General features: G+C 39.8%; 16 protein-coding genes. 1 reads left to right on the top strand and 15 read right to left on the bottom strand.

All coding sequences use genetic code 11. The features are described from left to right. Positions 1 to 18: 18 nt before the first annotated feature. The 12 genes from AAH582_RS04135 to AAH582_RS04190 all read right to left on the bottom strand — a co-directional run bounded on the left by AAH582_RS04135 (position 19) and on the right by AAH582_RS04190 (position 10,071). Positions 19 to 309, bottom strand: coding sequence for a chaperone modulator CbpM (locus AAH582_RS04135; RefSeq protein WP_046672278.1), 291 nt, complete (start codon positions 307 to 309; stop codon positions 19 to 21). Between the two features lie 4 nt (positions 310 to 313). Then, entirely contained in the window at positions 314 to 1,246 is a 933-nt protein-coding gene (locus AAH582_RS04140; RefSeq protein ID WP_343321275.1) for a J domain-containing protein, read from the bottom strand. 156 nt (positions 1,247 to 1,402) lie between these two features. After that, positions 1,403 to 2,977 carry a M28 family peptidase gene (locus tag AAH582_RS04145; protein WP_343321276.1) on the bottom strand — a complete coding sequence of 525 codons (1,575 nt, stop codon included), beginning with the start codon at positions 2,975 to 2,977 and terminating at the stop codon, positions 1,403 to 1,405. A 176-nt stretch (positions 2,978 to 3,153) separates the two neighbouring features. Continuing rightward, entirely contained in the window at positions 3,154 to 3,600 is a 447-nt protein-coding gene (gene rpiB, locus AAH582_RS04150) for a ribose 5-phosphate isomerase B (protein ID WP_046672275.1), read from the bottom strand. A gap of 12 nt (positions 3,601 to 3,612) precedes the next feature. Beyond that, on the bottom strand, positions 3,613 to 4,473 hold the full coding sequence (gene tatC, locus AAH582_RS04155) for a twin-arginine translocase subunit TatC (RefSeq protein ID WP_046672274.1): 861 nt from the start codon (positions 4,471 to 4,473) through the stop codon (positions 3,613 to 3,615). A gap of 76 nt (positions 4,474 to 4,549) precedes the next feature. Beyond that, positions 4,550 to 5,905, bottom strand: a complete 1,356-nt coding sequence (gene accC, locus AAH582_RS04160) for an acetyl-CoA carboxylase biotin carboxylase subunit (protein WP_046672273.1) — start codon at positions 5,903 to 5,905, stop codon at positions 4,550 to 4,552. A gap of 73 nt (positions 5,906 to 5,978) precedes the next feature. Further along, positions 5,979 to 6,458, bottom strand: a complete 480-nt coding sequence (gene accB / locus AAH582_RS04165) for an acetyl-CoA carboxylase biotin carboxyl carrier protein (RefSeq protein WP_046672272.1) — start codon at positions 6,456 to 6,458, stop codon at positions 5,979 to 5,981. A gap of 75 nt (positions 6,459 to 6,533) precedes the next feature. Further along, a complete protein-coding gene (locus AAH582_RS04170; protein WP_046672271.1) occupies positions 6,534 to 7,523 on the bottom strand; it encodes a beta-ketoacyl-ACP synthase III in 990 nt (329 codons plus the stop codon). A gap of 7 nt (positions 7,524 to 7,530) precedes the next feature. After that, the gene (gene plsX / locus AAH582_RS04175; RefSeq protein WP_046672270.1) at positions 7,531 to 8,469 is read right to left on the bottom strand and encodes a phosphate acyltransferase PlsX; all 939 of its coding nucleotides are present in this window, start codon (positions 8,467 to 8,469) and stop codon (positions 7,531 to 7,533) included. A 106-nt stretch (positions 8,470 to 8,575) separates the two neighbouring features. Next, on the bottom strand, positions 8,576 to 8,767 hold the full coding sequence (gene rpmF, locus AAH582_RS04180; protein ID WP_046672269.1) for a 50S ribosomal protein L32: 192 nt from the start codon (positions 8,765 to 8,767) through the stop codon (positions 8,576 to 8,578). Positions 8,768 to 8,781: 14 nt separating this feature from the next. Next, the gene (locus AAH582_RS04185; RefSeq protein ID WP_343321277.1) at positions 8,782 to 9,318 is read right to left on the bottom strand and encodes a YceD family protein; all 537 of its coding nucleotides are present in this window, start codon (positions 9,316 to 9,318) and stop codon (positions 8,782 to 8,784) included. 102 nt (positions 9,319 to 9,420) lie between these two features. Beyond that, positions 9,421 to 10,071: an epoxyqueuosine reductase QueH gene (locus tag AAH582_RS04190; RefSeq protein ID WP_046672267.1), complete on the bottom strand. Its 651-nt coding sequence runs from the start codon at positions 10,069 to 10,071 to the stop codon at positions 9,421 to 9,423. A 178-nt stretch (positions 10,072 to 10,249) separates the two neighbouring features. Between AAH582_RS04190 and AAH582_RS04195 the strand changes: the two genes are divergently transcribed. Next, positions 10,250 to 11,419: a hypothetical protein gene (locus AAH582_RS04195; RefSeq protein ID WP_343321278.1), complete on the top strand. Its 1,170-nt coding sequence runs from the start codon at positions 10,250 to 10,252 to the stop codon at positions 11,417 to 11,419. A gap of 8 nt (positions 11,420 to 11,427) precedes the next feature. Here AAH582_RS04195 and AAH582_RS04200 read toward each other — a convergent pair whose 3' ends face one another. From AAH582_RS04200 to AAH582_RS04210, 3 genes are all read right to left on the bottom strand, one after another. After that, the gene (locus tag AAH582_RS04200) at positions 11,428 to 12,279 is read right to left on the bottom strand and encodes a transglutaminase-like domain-containing protein (RefSeq protein ID WP_316933106.1); all 852 of its coding nucleotides are present in this window, start codon (positions 12,277 to 12,279) and stop codon (positions 11,428 to 11,430) included. Positions 12,280 to 12,376: 97 nt separating this feature from the next. Continuing rightward, a complete protein-coding gene (locus AAH582_RS04205; protein WP_046672265.1) occupies positions 12,377 to 13,036 on the bottom strand; it encodes an ABC transporter ATP-binding protein in 660 nt (219 codons plus the stop codon). A 103-nt stretch (positions 13,037 to 13,139) separates the two neighbouring features. After that, complete coding sequence (locus tag AAH582_RS04210) at positions 13,140 to 15,542, bottom strand: ABC transporter permease (RefSeq protein ID WP_343321279.1); 2,403 nt, start codon at positions 15,540 to 15,542, stop codon at positions 13,140 to 13,142. Positions 15,543 to 15,561: the final 19 nt, after the last annotated feature.

The following is a 15,561-nucleotide window of genomic DNA, read 5'->3' on the forward strand; positions in this document are numbered from 1 at the left end:
TAAATTGAAAGCCTTGGATCAATAATCCAGGGCTTTCAATTTATTCTTTAAATGTGAAATTTCATTTTGGAGCTGTTCAACTTTCTCCAATAGGTGACTGGCAACCTGAATTCCGGCAGGATTTACTTCAAGATCATAGTAGAGATTTGAAAAGCGTTCCAATTTTTGGAGCTCCTCTTCATCAATATATTGTTCTTCTTGTTGAATGACAATATGTATGAGTCCGTATTCCTCCATGGTTTGCAGGAATGTTGTTTCAACCTTTCTGGACTGGCAGAAGTCGATGACTTTAATGAGTGTCGTTTCCATAAGATTAGTGTTTTAAATCCTTCAACTGTTGGAACAAGGCCTTTTCTTCGGCAGACAGATTATTGGGCATTTGAATATTCAATGTGACATACAGGTCGCCAAATTCACTTTCTTTGCGATACAAAGGGAAACCTTTTCCTTTAAGGCGCATTTTTGCACCATTTTGACTTTCGGCTTTAATCGTCAGTTTTACTTTTCCGCCGAAGGTATCTAAGGTTGCTTCACCGCCCAAAATAGCTGTATAGAGGTCGACGTCGAGTGTCGTGTATAAGTCATTCCCCTGCCGTTTAAAACGGGCATCAGGTGTGATGTTGATAGTGATATAGAGATCTCCTTTTGGGCCGCCGTTGATACCCTCTCCGCCATAACCTTTCAATTTGATCTTTTGACCATCCTCCACGCCAGCATGAATCGTGATGCGGATACTTTTTCCATTGATATTGAAGGTCTGTTGATGTGTCGTGTAAGCTTCTTGTAAGGTTAAGCTGAGCTCCGCATTAAAGTCCTGGCCACGGAATGTACTTTGACGGCCTCCTCCGCGTCTGCTACCAAACATCTGTTCGAAGAAATCAGAGAATTGCCCATCATCAAAGTTTCCAGTGTACTCATGGGAACCGCCACCACCAAATGGATTTCCTCCAGCGCCGAATGGATTTCCTCCGTTAGATTGTGACTGACGGTATTGTTGTTGCGCTTTTTCATACTCCTCTCCATGTTGCCAATGTTCACCGTATTGGTCATATTTTTTGCGCTTTTCGGGATCGGATAATACTTCATTTGCCTCATTAATCTCCTGAAATCGTTGTTTGGCCTCATTGTCATTGGGGTTGACATCAGGGTGGTATTTACGGGCTAGTTTTCGATATGCTTTTTTGATGTCATCAGCTGAAGCTGTTTTATCAATGCCAAGCACTTTATAGTAATCTACAAAAGCCATAAATTATACTTGTTTTGTATTAAAGATAACAATAATTGTGAATAAAAGGTTTATGCTAAAGGTCATTTTAGCGGCATAAAAAAAGCAAGTAAACAATCATTTACTTGCTTTTTTGTATTGTACAAAATAGTCCTTGATAAAGCCGATAATTTGACCTTACTCTTTATTACTGTCGATGACCAGGCGATTTTCCCTATTGACTATTTGCCATGCCGTGTAAAATGCGAGCTTTTCGCGTTTTACCATTAACGGAAAGTCGATCTTGTCATAGGTATCTGCAGGCGTGTGGTAGTCCGGATGCAGGCCCGAAAAATAAAAGACAGAGGGAATCCCTTTCTTGGCAAAGTTATAATGATCGGATCTATAGTACAAACGCATAGGATCCTTTGGATTGTCATACATATAGTCAATCTCCAGTTTTGTATGTTTTTCATTCTCATTTTTATTGATCTCATATAACTCTGAGCTCAATTTATCTGAACCGATAGCATGGATATAATCATGATTGCCTTTGAGATGCTTGTCGTCGACACGTCCTATCATATCAATATTAATGCAGGCAACGGTGTTTTTCAATGGAAATATCGGATTTTCTGTATAGAATTTGGAACCTAGTAAACCTTTTTCTTCTGCAGCATAGGTGATGAACAAAATGCTGCGACGTGGGCCATTTCCTGTTGATTTAGCTTTCGAAAAAGCGCGTGCCAACTCAAGGACGGCTGTTGTGCCCGAGGCATTATCATCGGCTCCAAAGAAAATATTTCCTTTGGAATCCATTCCATCGTGGTCGTAGTGGCCGCCAATCACAACGATTTCGTCTTTTTTATCTGTTCCTTCCAGGTAGCCAAGAATATTTGGATCAGCTAAAGGGGCCGCATTGGTCCCAAACTCAGCTTTAAAATTTGTTGAAATAACAAAGGAATTAGGTTGTCCCGTACGATTAATCTTTGCAACAACAGTAGCAAGGTTGGTTCTCGCCAGGTTTAGAATATAATTTGCGGCATGGTCTGTAATATTAACCACAGGGATCATCGGCGATTTTTCGGGCGCAGGTTGGTCCACCGCCAAATTATAACGGCCCTCAATAGCGCGGTCTCCCGCATCCTCCAAAAGTTGGGACAGCTGACTATTGATCGCTAATATCATTTTGGGATTGTGTTTAAGGATCTCTTTGACCTTTTTATTTCGGGTTGTTGCCCAGTCTGAAGCCGCCTTTTTGCTGGTAATCCATGAATTTCCTTTCTCATCAGTTGGCTCATTCTCATTGATCAACATAACGATCTTATTGTGGAGATCCATGCCCGAGATATCCGAATACTTGGGATCATCTATGCCATAACCAATAAACACGATTTCATTGCTTTCGAAGAATTTATTCTCGTTGTTGCCAATGACAAAAATGTCCTTACCATGCTGAAAGGGTCTATCGTTAATACTAAACTGTTTTACTTTAAAGCTGTTGCGAATTAGTTGCAGGGGTTGGAAATAGGATCCATTGACAGGCGCACTAAGTCCATATTTTTTAAATTCATTGGCAATATATTCTGCTGCCAGACGTCCGCCTTTTTGGCCCGTTCCCCGGCCTTCAAAATCGACAGAAGCTAAAGTGCGCAGATGCTTCTGGGTAGATTCTACCGTGATTTCATCAGCATATTTACTGTTTATGTCCTGTGCATTTGCACAGCTCATCAGAGCGCATGCTATCCAAAGCAGGTTGTATATTTTTTTCATTGTTTATTTTTACTAGTACGACTTTCAGCGTCTTATTTGTAATTCTAATTGACCAGATCAGCCGAGTATCAACTCCTTGATTGATATAATAGGTCACTATCTGCACAATATATAAAAAAAAGCGGATGAAAAGTGTAATTTGCTTATCATCCGCTTCTTAAAATATGTTAATTTACCTAACAGCTACAAGCTATTTTGTTTACGCGGTTAGCGTGACGCCCACCTTCGAATTCCGTGTTTATAAATGTGTTGACGATCTTTTTAGCGAGGTCAAGATCGATAAAACGTGCAGGTATACATACGACGTTCGCATCATTATGCTGACGGGCTAAAGCCGAAATTTCCTCCAACCAACAGATAGCAGCACGGATATTTTGGTGTTTGTTGGCTGTGATAGCAACACCATTTGCACTTCCACAAATTAAGACTCCGGCATCAGCTTCTTTGTTTTCTACCGCTGATGCAACTGGGTGTGCGAAATCTGGATAATCAACTGAATCTGGCGAATTTGTTCCAAAATCTGTTACCTCATACCCCAATTCATTTAGAAAACTTACCAAAGCGGTTTTGTATTCAAAACCTGCGTGGTCACTTCCGATCGCAATTTTCTTTACGCTGCTCATTTTATTGTTATTTTATTTTTCTTGTGCTAATTTTTTTCTTTTGACATCGGCCGAAACCATGATACTTATCTCATACAATAAGAACATTGGTGCTGCAACTGTCAACATAGTGATGATATCTGCAGAAGGTGTAATGACAGCTGCTATCACTAAAATAATTACAGTTGCATAACGACGGCTTGCCCGCATAAATTCAGGTGTCATAATGCCTATTTTTGAGAGAATAAATACCAGTATCGGGAGTAGGAAAACAATTCCACAGCCCAATGTCAACGTTGCTATCGTAGAAAGGTAGTTATCAATAGTAATCTGGTTGACGATTTCATCACTTAGGGATACATTGGCTAAAAAGTTGATGGATAAGGGTACAACGATGTAATATCCGAAGAGTGCTCCTAAAATAAACAATAAAGAAGAGTAAAAAACAAAACCACGTGCAGACCGTCTTTCCACATCGGTCAGCGCCGGTTTTACAAATAACCAGATTTCAAAAAGGAGGTAGGGAAATCCCATCATCAAAGCCATCAATAAACAGGAGTTTATCTGAAGCATAAATTGACCCGCCAATTCGGTATTGATGATATTAAAAGGAATTTTCTTGACACAGAAATCTGCTAAATTGAAAGCGTCTGCTGCCTTACACATCATGCGATAGGTCCAAAAATTTAAATTCTTTGGCCCCATGATGATATCGTTGAATACGAAATCATAGAATGTAAAGGCAATACCCGCAAAGATACATATCGCAATTGCTGAACGGACCAAATGCCATCTTAAGACCTCAAGGTGGTCGAAAAAAGACATTTCTGCTTCTATATTCTTCCCTTTATCTTTAATAGCTTGTATTAGATCTTTCGAATTAGGTGTACTCATAAAAATTGTTTGGAAACAAAAATACCATTCTTATTGTAAAGAATGGTATTTTTTATGTATGTAAAGATAATTTTATTTAATCTTCTGCAGGATATTCCGTTAGGTCGAAAGTTTCCATAAACTTTGTCGTGAAGTTGCCCGCTCTAAAATTAGGATCGCGCATCAATCTCAAATGCAAAGGAATGGTTGTTTTTATCCCCTCAATAACGAATTCGCTCAACGCACGCTCCATAGTACAAATTGCTTCCTCACGTGTTTGTGCAACAGTGATCAATTTAGCAATCATAGAATCATAGTTTGGCGGAATTGAATAACCAGAGTAAACGTGTGTATCTACACGTACACCATGCCCACCTGGTGAGTGAAAATTGGTGATTTTACCTGGTGAAGGACGGAAATTGTTGAAAGGATCCTCCGCATTGATACGGCATTCGATCGCATGCATTCCCGGTTCATAGTTTTTTCCAGAGATTGGTATTCCCGCAGCCACCTTAATTTGTTCTTTGATCAGATCAAAGTTGATGACTTCTTCCGTTACCGGGTGTTCTACTTGGATACGGGTATTCATTTCCATAAAGTAGAAGTTGCGGTGTTTGTCAACCAAAAATTCGATTGTACCAGCACCTTCATAGTTTACAGCTTTAGCACCTTTGACAGCAGCCTCTCCCATTTCAGCTCTCAATTCAGGAGTCATAAATGGGGATGGCGACTCTTCGATTAATTTTTGGTGACGACGTTGGATCGAACAGTCACGTTCAGAGAGGTGACATACTGTACCGAATTGGTCACCCACAATCTGAAATTCGATGTGACGCGGTTCTTCTACATATTTTTCCAGGTAGATTCCATCGTTACCAAAAGCTGCCGCGGACTCAACACGTGCCGAATCCCAAGCTGGTTCGAACTCTTCATCTTTCCAAATGATGCGCATACCGCGACCACCACCACCAGCAGTTGCTTTGATGATAACTGGGTAGCCTATTTCATTGGCCAAGGTAATACCTTCTTTCACGTTTGAGATCAAACCATCCGATCCTGGAACAGTAGGAACACCAGCTTTTTTCATGGTATCTTTTGCACGGGATTTATCCCCCATTTTCTCGATCTGCTCTGCAGTTGCACCAATAAATTTGATACCATACTCTGCACAGATAGCTGAGAAACGAGCATTTTCCGATAAGAAACCATATCCTGGGTGAATCGCATCGGCATTTGTCAATTCAGCTGCAGAAATAATATTCGGAATGTTTAAGTAAGAGTCTCTACTGGGCGGAGGACCAATACAAACTGCTTCATCCGCAAATCTTACGTGTAAACTATCGCGATCGGCAGTGGAATATACTGCGACACTCTTGATACCCATTTCACGACAGGTACGGATAATGCGCAGGGCAATCTCGCCTCTATTTGCAATTAATATTTTTTTGAACATTGTCTTGAATTATGAAGTTTGCAAAAAATGTAGCCCTTTGGAGGCTACATGTATTCATTTACGTAATTGTAAATTACTTAGGCTCAACTAAGAATAATGGTTGGTCGAACTCAACAGGTTGAGCGTCTTCTACCAAAATCTTAACGATTTTACCTGAAACTTCAGATTCAATTTCGTTGAATAATTTCATTGCTTCAATGATGCATAGTACAGAACCGGTATTGATATCATCACCAACATTGACGAAAGATGGTTTACCAGGTCCAGCCGAACGGTAAAATGTACCGATCATTGGTGATTTGATTGTGATCAAGTTTGCTTCAGCGCTTGCGGCTGGTGCTGCAGGGCTAGCTACTGGAGCTGGTGCCGCTGCTTGTGCAACTTGAGGAGCAGCAATTGGAGCAACAGCAGGAACAGTAGCTGTTACGTACGTAGGCTCTTGATTTGTTTTTATTGTAATTTTAAAATCTTGCTCTTCAATTGAGACTTCATTCACACCTGATTTTGAAACGAATTTAATCAAGTCCTGAATTTGTTTGATATCCATACCCATAGTATTCTAGGTTTTGTTTGTTTCTTAAAAAATTCTAACTGTCAAAAGTAATAAATTATACCATAAAATGGACAACTAATACGCCCATTTTAAATAGATGGATCCCCAAGTGAAACCACCACCAAAGGCGGCAAGGATCAGGTTGTCTCCTTTTTTCAATTGAGATTCCCATTCCCATAAGCATAAAGGGATAGTACCACTAGTGGTATTTCCATATTTTTGAATGTTCACCATCACTTTTTCTTCCGGAAGCCCCACACGCTCTGCCGTTGCATCAATAATGCGTTTGTTGGCCTGATGAGGTACCAACCAAGCAATATCTTCTGACTTTAAGTTATTTTTGACCATAACCTCATGTGCTACATCTGCCATATTGGTTACGGCAAATTTAAACACTGTACGTCCTTCTTGGTAAGCATAATGTAATCCTGCATCTACAGTTGCGTGCGACGCTGGATTCAGTGAACCCCCACCTTTGATATTCAAAAACTGTCCTCCGGAACCGTCGGTTTTTAAAATAGCATCTTGTATACCCATGCCTTCTTCATTTGGTTCCAACAATACACAACCACAACCATCACCAAATAGGATACAGGTATTACGGTCCTGATAATTGATGACCGAAGACATTTTATCGGCACCGATAACAAGGACTTTTTTATGTGTACCAGCAGTGATAAATTGTGTTCCTGTATTCAGACCGAACAAGAAACCTGAACAAGCAGCCTGAAGATCAAATCCCCACGCATTTGTAGCTCCGATTTTATCGGCCAGGATATTTGCAGTCGCAGGGAACAGCATATCTGGTGTGCTTGTACAAAAGATAATAAGGTCAATATCTGTAGCAGCTATACCTCTTTTTTTCAATAAACCTTGCACTGCAGGTACAGCAAGATCTGAAGTAGCAAGCCCTTCACCTTTTAAGATGCGACGCTCTTTGATTCCCGTTCTGGAAACAATCCATTCGTCGTTGGTGTCGACCATTGTTTCCAATTCTTTGTTAGTAAGGATATAATCCGGAACGTAACCATTTACAGCCGTGATTGCGGCGTGAATCTTTGACATAAATATTCTAATTGAAAATAGATCTGATGCTGTCAATGAATTTAGACTCGATCATATCTCTTGAAAATAAAACCATATTTTTAATGGCCTCAGGTGTTGAAATACCATGGCCAATAATGACAGGAGCATTAACTCCCAAGATGGGGCTACCGCCGTACTGCTCGTAGTTGAATCGGTCGAAGAAATCATCTTTAAAACCTTTTTTCAATGTCACTACATAAAATGATTCTGCGAGTTTCAAGACGACGTTGCCTGTAAATCCATCACAGACGTAAACGTCGGCATGGTCGCTGAACAGGTCTCGGCCTTCTGCATTTCCGATAAAGTTAATCTTGTCGTTGGCTTTAAGTAGGGGGTAGGTAGAGGTTGTTAGGATGTTTCCTTTTTCTTCTTCTTCTCCGATATTTAATAATCCTACTTTCGGGTTAGATACATTAAATACATGTTCGGCAAAGACACTTCCCAAGATTGCAAATTGGTTCAACATCTCTGGTTTACAGTCCGCATTCGCGCCGACGTCCAATAAGATTCCGAAGCCTGATTTTAATTTGGGAACAATGGATGCTATTGCAGGACGTAATACGCCTGGGATAGCTTTAACGCTGAACATTGACCCCACAAGCATGGCGCCAGTATTACCAGCAGAAGCGAATGAGTCAATTTCTTTGTTTTTTAAGTATTCAAATCCCTTCGCAATACTTGAGTTGGGTTTTTGAGTTATTGCTTTGGTTGGATGTTCACCCATTGCAATGACTTCTGGAGCCTCCACATATTCAAAGTCAGATGAATTTCCTCCGGCTTGATTGATTAATTGTTTAGTCTCTTCAGTTTTACCAAAAAGGACTATTTTTTGGTCTCCAGTAAGCTGTTTTTGTGCTTCAATAGCACCCGTTATCGTTGCTTTAGGAGCATAATCTCCTCCTAAAATATCTAAACCAATCTTCATCCGTTATTATTTAGTAAATCAATAATACGCAAAAAACATCCCAAAGTAAAGCAAATTTCTAAAATAGTGCTTGTCTGGGATGTTTTGGTGTTATGAAAGGTTTACCTTAGACAACAGCTGTATTTTCAATGATCAATTTACCGTTGTAGTACAAGTTTCCGTCTACAGTATACGCACGGTGAGGTAAATGAACTGCGCCAGTTTCTTTACATACTGTCAAGCTTGGAGCTTCAGCTTTATAATGTGTTCTTCTTTTGTCTCTTCTAGATTTAGAAGTTTTACGTTTTGGATGTGCCATCTCGTATTTTTGTTTTAGTTATTTTTAATATTTCTCAATGCTTCCCAACGTGGGTCGATAATTTCTTCTTCTTTTTGTTCCTCTGAATCAGACTCGCTTGTAAATAACGCGAGCATCTCAGGATCACATTGTATGCCTTGTCCCTGCTCTTCACATTTGACGATATAGGGAACAGCTAAGTTAATGTATTCGTATAATAACTCAGCTATATCCAATTCATGGTCGCTTTTGGATAAGATCAATACCTCTTCGGTATTATCTGTCCAATCTTCATCCGTGAATTTGACTAATATGCGTTCTTGAATTGAAATCGGTGACATAAACTCTTTTAAGCAGGTATCACAAGTCAATTGAATTTCGCCTTGGATATCAAAATGCAAAATCAAAAGATTTTCTTGCTTTTGCAACTCAACTTCTGCTTTCAGATTGCCATCTTTTACAATCGAATGTTCGTAGCAGTCAAAGAACTTTTTATTAATGTCAAACTCAAAATTGTGCTTTCCAGCGTTGAGCCCCGAAAAGGGAATTCTGTATTGTTTTAGATGTTTCACAATCTTGCATTTGAGCCTGCAAAGGTATGTATAAAATCATTAGGATAGAAATATTTTTTTAAATATTCCGAAGCAAAGCTTTATATACACCGGTAGCAGGGATTATTCATAATAATTTTTACCTAATTCTATCTTTTCGCGTCCATTTGCCATACGCCATTTGTTGGTGTCACGTAGCGAATAAGCACAGCCACAATATTCCTGCATATAAAACTTCTCCTTTTTAGAGACTTCAAGCATGCGGGCAGAACCACCTTTCTTGCGCCAATTGAACGTCCAGTATTCCATCCCTTCGTGGCGGGAGGCAGCACGTAAACCGCAGTCGTTGATCTGTTCCATGTTTTTCCAGCGTGAGATACCCAGTGAACTTGAAATCACATCAAAACCATTCGCAGCAGCATATTCGGCTGTTTTTTCAAAACGCATATCAAAACACATGGTACAACGGATACCTCTTTCCGGCTCCTGCTCCATCCCTTTGGCCAAATCAAACCAATGATCAACATCGTAGTCCGCATCAATAAAAGGGATATTATGTTTTTCCGCAAATCGAATGTTCTCGTCTTTGCGTAAATCATATTCTTTGCGGGGATGAATGTTGGGATTGTAAAAATAGATTGTAAAATCGATATCCGAAGCAATGAGTGCTTCCATTACTTCTCCAGAACATGGAGCACAGCAGGAGTGTAAAAGTAATTTTTTGCCCTCTCCCGGTAATGTCAACTTCTCCCTTACAAATTCCTTATTTTCCATAATTGTATGTGCTAACAAAAACAAAGGCAATTTTAATCAAAAAGTAGCGAATTGACAAATATTTCCGTTTTACTTATACGGGTTTGCCTCTAAAAGAATCATATAAATTCATTGATATTCTGCATATATTAGTAGATTTGTATGTTTAACGCAATACGCTATTTTTAATAAAAAATATATGAAATTTTCGTTTCAATCCTGTATTATCCTATTCGTTGCTAGTGTAATAGGTTTTACTTCCTGCAAGAAACTGGATGATGAACCTGTACGAACGGGTGCTACTTTGATCTCTAGATTATATGTTTCTTTCTCGGATTACGACCAGAACAATTCTGCGCTTAAAAACATGATGATTATCGATCCGGCTGATACGACCAATTTAGATAATATCTATCAATATCTTTCTCCGGCGAAAGGGGGCGGACCAATTCTTTTCGATGCTGCTGCCCGGGCTATCTTTCAGGCGAGTGTTACGGCACAGGATACTTTTCTTCAAGTGATTCCATTTGCCAATGAGATCTATGGAATTCCCGGTAATGCAGGTGCTATTGGATACCGTGGTTTTACGAATGTTAGAGGATTGGCCTATTATACGTATGCCCAACAAAATGGTACATCTGGATCTGTTACAACACCATTTCTTTTGGCGGTTACAAATCGTGGAGCAGGTAACTCCATGTTATACGCAATAAGTACACCAAGTGGAAAAGTGGGATCAAAAGGTGGAGCACCAATCATTGACAAGCAGATTAATCTTGGGAACATTGTTCCGAGTTCACTGACCTTATTGAACAGCAATACAAGTGATAGTAATGAGAAATTGGTGCTAATTGGTTTTAATAATGAAGGAACAGAAAATAAAAGTGGTTTTGCAGTATATTCACAACTCAAACAAGAACTCATCGACCGTCCTCGTGATACCATTGTAGCTTCCACTAAATTTACGCCAATGATGAAAGTATATATCAATGGCAAAACGGGGTTAGGCTCGGTGTCCTATGCACCCAAAAAGGGGTTGTTGGCGGTAACTTCCGGTAGTGAAGTGCTATTTTTCAAAGATCCAACAACCTTATTTAGTGGCACGAAGGATAAAATGAACGTGGAACCGGATTATGTTGTCGGTGGGGCTAATACGGGCTTGGTAAAACCAGGGGGTGTAGCGATTGATGACCGTACCGACCAGGGGAAATTCTTTTATGTTTCTGATCTAACGAATCGTACAATTTCGCGTTTTCCATTGGTTGGCTTAGGCGAAGGTAGTTTAAAACCTGATATTGCGGCGAAAACCTATGGCTCTATGACGCCCAATTATATCTTTTTAGATGCTCGTGAAGCGAACAATTTCTAATGTGCAGTTTACGCAAGCAACTGGAATAGCGCTTTGATTTCCTGTTGCTTGTTTGAACTTTCATGTTCCTCGTAGGCAGACATCAAGTTTCGCAAAGCTCGTTTAAGGATGGTCACATTGTCGCAGGGATAGGTAAATTCTCTATCCGGATTGAGGTTCAGTTGCTTCAAAAATGAATTTACATCGCTTTTTTGCATAACCTGCCCACGATTAAAGGCATTGATGTAAAAAAGCACATTTTCATTCCCTTCTTCATCCGAATCCATATACGCCAATACAAAATGCTTTGGTAAATTAATACCGTAAATCGGAATGTCCAATTTTTGTGCAATGATACTATAAATGCAGGATAGGGTTAAGGGATTCCCCTGTTTGGTATCGAGTACTTGTCCAATGTAGGAATTCTGCGGATGATGATAATCCTTTGTATTTCCTGTTAGGCCGAAGGAGCCAAAAAGAACATGATTGATCAGGTTCACTTTTTCCAGCGGGCTCATGTCGTAATGCAAACCGCGCCATACCTCAGTTTTGAGATCTTCTATCGCCAAAACAATCTTATGATCCTCATAAGAAGGATATTGATAATTATTGAGGATAATTAATCCTTCCAGTAGATTGAATGAGTTACTCAAATTCCAGATCTGCAACTCGTTTTTGGTCTGATCAAACTGAATTTCGTGAATAATATTCTCTAATCGCCCCTGAACGCGAGGATCAAAGCTGGACTCCCAAAATTTTTCCAAATAGGGTACAATCTCAGGACCTTGGCTTTTTAACTGGTGTTCCACTTCCTGAATAATCTGTTGGTCGGTGTCGTCCAACAGGGATATTAGCGATTTCAACTCTCTCTCATTCATCATAACGAAGTTAACTAATTGATTCGAGATATGAGCTAAAAAAATCCCTACCGTCATTGATATACTGCGTAGGGATTATCCAGGTTAAATTGGCATACAATTATTTGAGCTGACCATCCAGCATATTGACAACTCTTTTACCGTATTCGGCATTTTTTTCAGAATGGGTTACTTGTATGATTGTAACGCCATCATCGTTGAGCTGTTTGAATAAATCCATGATTTCTTCACCTTGTTTGGAATTTAAGTTACCCGTAGGCTCATCGGCCAGCAATAACTTGGGTGATCCCGCCAATGCACGCGCTATACCGACAATCTGTTGCTGACCACCGGATAACTGGGCCGGGAAGAGATCCTTCTTCCCGACAATACCAAAGCGATCAAGCATATCGGCAACAATAGCTTTTCTTTCTTTGCTTGAAATGTCTTTATAGATCAAGGGAGTTTCGATATTTTCATACACGGTCAATTCATCCAGGAGATGATAAGCTTGAAATACATAGCCTATATGGGACTGGTATAGTTGGGTTCTTTTCTTTGCTTTCATTTCCAATACATTCTCGCCCATAAAGATATATTCACCTTCATCAGGTTCATCAAGCATACCGATGATATTTAATAAAGTCGATTTTCCAGACCCTGATGGCCCCATGATGGAGATAAAATCACCTTCAGCGATATCGAGACTTACATCTTTGAGGACGAATGAGCGTGTACCACCTACGTTATACCACTTGAATAAATTTTTTAATTGTATCATTTTTTAGTATTGAGATCTTAGATATTCTTATTTTATATTTTTATTAGTCATCCTAATGATTGTTCGACTGCGGAATAAGGCTCTTTACCGCTCAAATTATCTTTTATTCATCGCGCAGGCTATCTATTGGATTTGTTTTTGCGACTTTTATCGATTGGAAGCTGATGGAAACCAATATGAGGATAAATATGCAAAATATTGGGATCAAAAACGACCACCAGGACAGCTGAATATGATAGGCGAAATTGGAAAGCCATTGATTCATGAGTAGATAGGCTATTGGAAGGGCTATGCCGATCCCGACTAAAAAGAGCTTGAAAAATGGTTTGTTTAATTGAATAAAGAGCAATTGTACCGAGGCTCCAAGTACTTTACGGATACTCATTTCCTTTTTTCGCAATGCCGCCTGATATGCCGCCATACTGAACAGCCCTAAGGCCGCGATGATAACCGAAAGGCTTGTGAAACTATTAAAAGCAGTCTGCAATTCGTGCTGTTTTTTGTGCTGTAAAGCATATTGCTCATCCATAAAGGAATAATCAAGGGGCAGATCTTTTGCGGATGGATTTTTCTCCCACTCTGCTTTGACTGTTTGAATTGCCCGATCGACCATTCCCGGTTTTGTTTTGACCATGAGGGTTGTTTGCAAACGCATAGTACCACATTCGTTTTTAAATGAATATAGGCTCGGCTGAACGGCATTCTCAAAGCCATAAGCTTTACTGTCTTTGACAAGGCCAATAATTTCAAAGGTGACATCACAGCCTTTGATTTTAGCACCTATCGGGTTTTCAAGTCCTAAATTTTTGGCTGCAGATTCGTTGATAATAGCATAGTTGGCCAAGGAATCGTGAAGCAGTTGATCTATTGAAACAGTGGTGTTTCCTTGTATACTGGAGATATTTAGCGTCTTGAAGTATCCAGGGTCAATGCCGACATGTGCAAATGAAACCTTTTTTTGGGCATAGGAGAAATCCATTTTGGGAGGCTGTTCGCCTTCACCTGGAATATTTGTCGCTGATGCAACTGAGGCAATACTCGGATCATTTTCCAATCGACGTTTTAGTTGTTGATAGGAACCATCAATTTTGGAATCATAATACATGCCTATTCCTTTGAAATTAACAACCTGTGCAGGTTCAAATCCTTTGTCCGCCTGCTGCATGTAATTTAGTTGTGTCCTAATAACCAGCATGCCCGATATAAATAGGATGGCCATACTGATCTGAAAAGTTAGTAGTGCGTTTCGAAATGTGCACTTTTTGAGAATGGAAGTCAGTCCACCTTTTAAGAGATTAACGGATTTGAAGCCAGAGAGTACGATAGCGGGGTATATTGCCGATAGAATTGTTGTCGATAGTACGGCAATAGCAAGTTGGGCAATGGTTTCTGAACGCAAAATATAGCCCTTAAGATCATCATTAAACCATTTTTGAAGGATATTTCCTGTGAGGGTCAAAGTAACGATACTCAGTATCGCAGCGCTGAAAGTCAGGATAAACACCTCCAGTACCAGTTGTTTGACGATAGCCCAACGTGAGCTGCCCAATATTTTTTTGAGTGCAAGTTCCTTAATGCGCTGATCTGCCTGCGCCATAATCATATTGGTAAAATTGGCCGCGGCGAGTAAGAGGATCAAAACGGAGATAATACCAATAATCCACGTCATGATATAAGCCGTGTTACTACCTGTTTTTGGCCTTAAATGAAGATTGGCTAATGGATCCAAATAGATCTTCCCTTTGGTGTAACTGGAGGAGCGAATTTTATCTTTCGGTGCAATTTCTTTCTGGTAAAGTGCATTGATGCGATCTGTCAACTTGGTGATATCCGTACCGGGACGTACTTGAATATAAGTTTGATACAAAAAAGGATTATTATCGGCGAAGAGATCCTGTGGTTCACGGATAAACAGAAGATCGTAATCAATCATGGATAGACCTTGCTCTTTTATAGTACCATAAATTGTCTCCCGTACACCTAAAGCGAGGCTTTGAGTGGGAATCGAATGGGGGTTGTCAAAATTTAGGTCTTCTTTTTTGAATAATTGTTCGGCGATATGGCTTTTGACAATAGTTGCATCCTTTTGGTCCTTGCTTTTGTAGAGTGGTCCAGTCGCATTTTCGATTTGAAAGATCCGTGCGGCTGAGGAGTCAACCAGTGCAGTATTTTTAATAAGCACTGTTTTTTCACCAAAAAGCGGATAACTGCCGTAATTGTAAACTATTTTCCTGCCAGCATATACAATATCTGGTAAACTCTGCTTTAGCAAAGGAGCTAGCGAAGGAGACGTTTCGTCCGTAAACGCACCTTCTGCTTCAAGGCCAATTTGGTAGATGTCCTTATAATGTGGATTCCATTTATCGTAGCTGGTCTCTCGATTGATGTATTGATAGGAAAGGATAAAACCGGTAAAGCCAAGGGTCAATCCAATAATATTTAAGAAAGTAAATCCCTTGTTTTTTAGAAGTTTACGCCAAGCTAGTTTGAAATCATTTTTTGCCATATTACGCTGGATATATCTA

Source organism: Sphingobacterium multivorum (genome assembly GCF_039511225.1).
Lineage (GTDB): Bacteria > Bacteroidota > Bacteroidia > Sphingobacteriales > Sphingobacteriaceae > Sphingobacterium.

Coding starts and splice junctions, on each gene's coding strand:
- AAH582_RS04140 (WP_343321275.1), bottom strand. CDS start 1,246: ATGGCTTTTGTAGATTACTATAAAGTGCTTGGCATTGATAAAACAGCT.
- AAH582_RS04190 (WP_046672267.1), bottom strand. CDS start 10,071: ATGGAAAATAAGGAATTTGTAAGGGAGAAGTTGACATTACCGGGAGAG.
- plsX (WP_046672270.1), bottom strand. CDS start 8,469: ATGAAGATTGGTTTAGATATTTTAGGAGGAGATTATGCTCCTAAAGCA.
- AAH582_RS04205 (WP_046672265.1), bottom strand. CDS start 13,036: ATGATACAATTAAAAAATTTATTCAAGTGGTATAACGTAGGTGGTACA.
- AAH582_RS04170 (WP_046672271.1), bottom strand. CDS start 7,523: ATGTCAAAGATTCACGCCGCAATCACGGCTGTAAATGGTTACGTTCCG.
- tatC (WP_046672274.1), bottom strand. CDS start 4,473: ATGAGTACACCTAATTCGAAAGATCTAATACAAGCTATTAAAGATAAA.
- accB (WP_046672272.1), bottom strand. CDS start 6,458: ATGGGTATGGATATCAAACAAATTCAGGACTTGATTAAATTCGTTTCA.
- rpiB (WP_046672275.1), bottom strand. CDS start 3,600: ATGAGCAGCGTAAAGAAAATTGCGATCGGAAGTGACCACGCAGGTTTT.
- accC (WP_046672273.1), bottom strand. CDS start 5,905: ATGTTCAAAAAAATATTAATTGCAAATAGAGGCGAGATTGCCCTGCGC.
- AAH582_RS04135 (WP_046672278.1), bottom strand. CDS start 309: ATGGAAACGACACTCATTAAAGTCATCGACTTCTGCCAGTCCAGAAAG.
- AAH582_RS04200 (WP_316933106.1), bottom strand. CDS start 12,279: ATGATGAATGAGAGAGAGTTGAAATCGCTAATATCCCTGTTGGACGAC.
- AAH582_RS04145 (WP_343321276.1), bottom strand. CDS start 2,977: ATGAAAAAAATATACAACCTGCTTTGGATAGCATGCGCTCTGATGAGC.
- AAH582_RS04210 (WP_343321279.1), bottom strand. CDS start 15,542: ATGGCAAAAAATGATTTCAAACTAGCTTGGCGTAAACTTCTAAAAAAC.
- rpmF (WP_046672269.1), bottom strand. CDS start 8,767: ATGGCACATCCAAAACGTAAAACTTCTAAATCTAGAAGAGACAAAAGA.
- AAH582_RS04195 (WP_343321278.1), top strand. CDS start 10,250: ATGAAATTTTCGTTTCAATCCTGTATTATCCTATTCGTTGCTAGTGTA.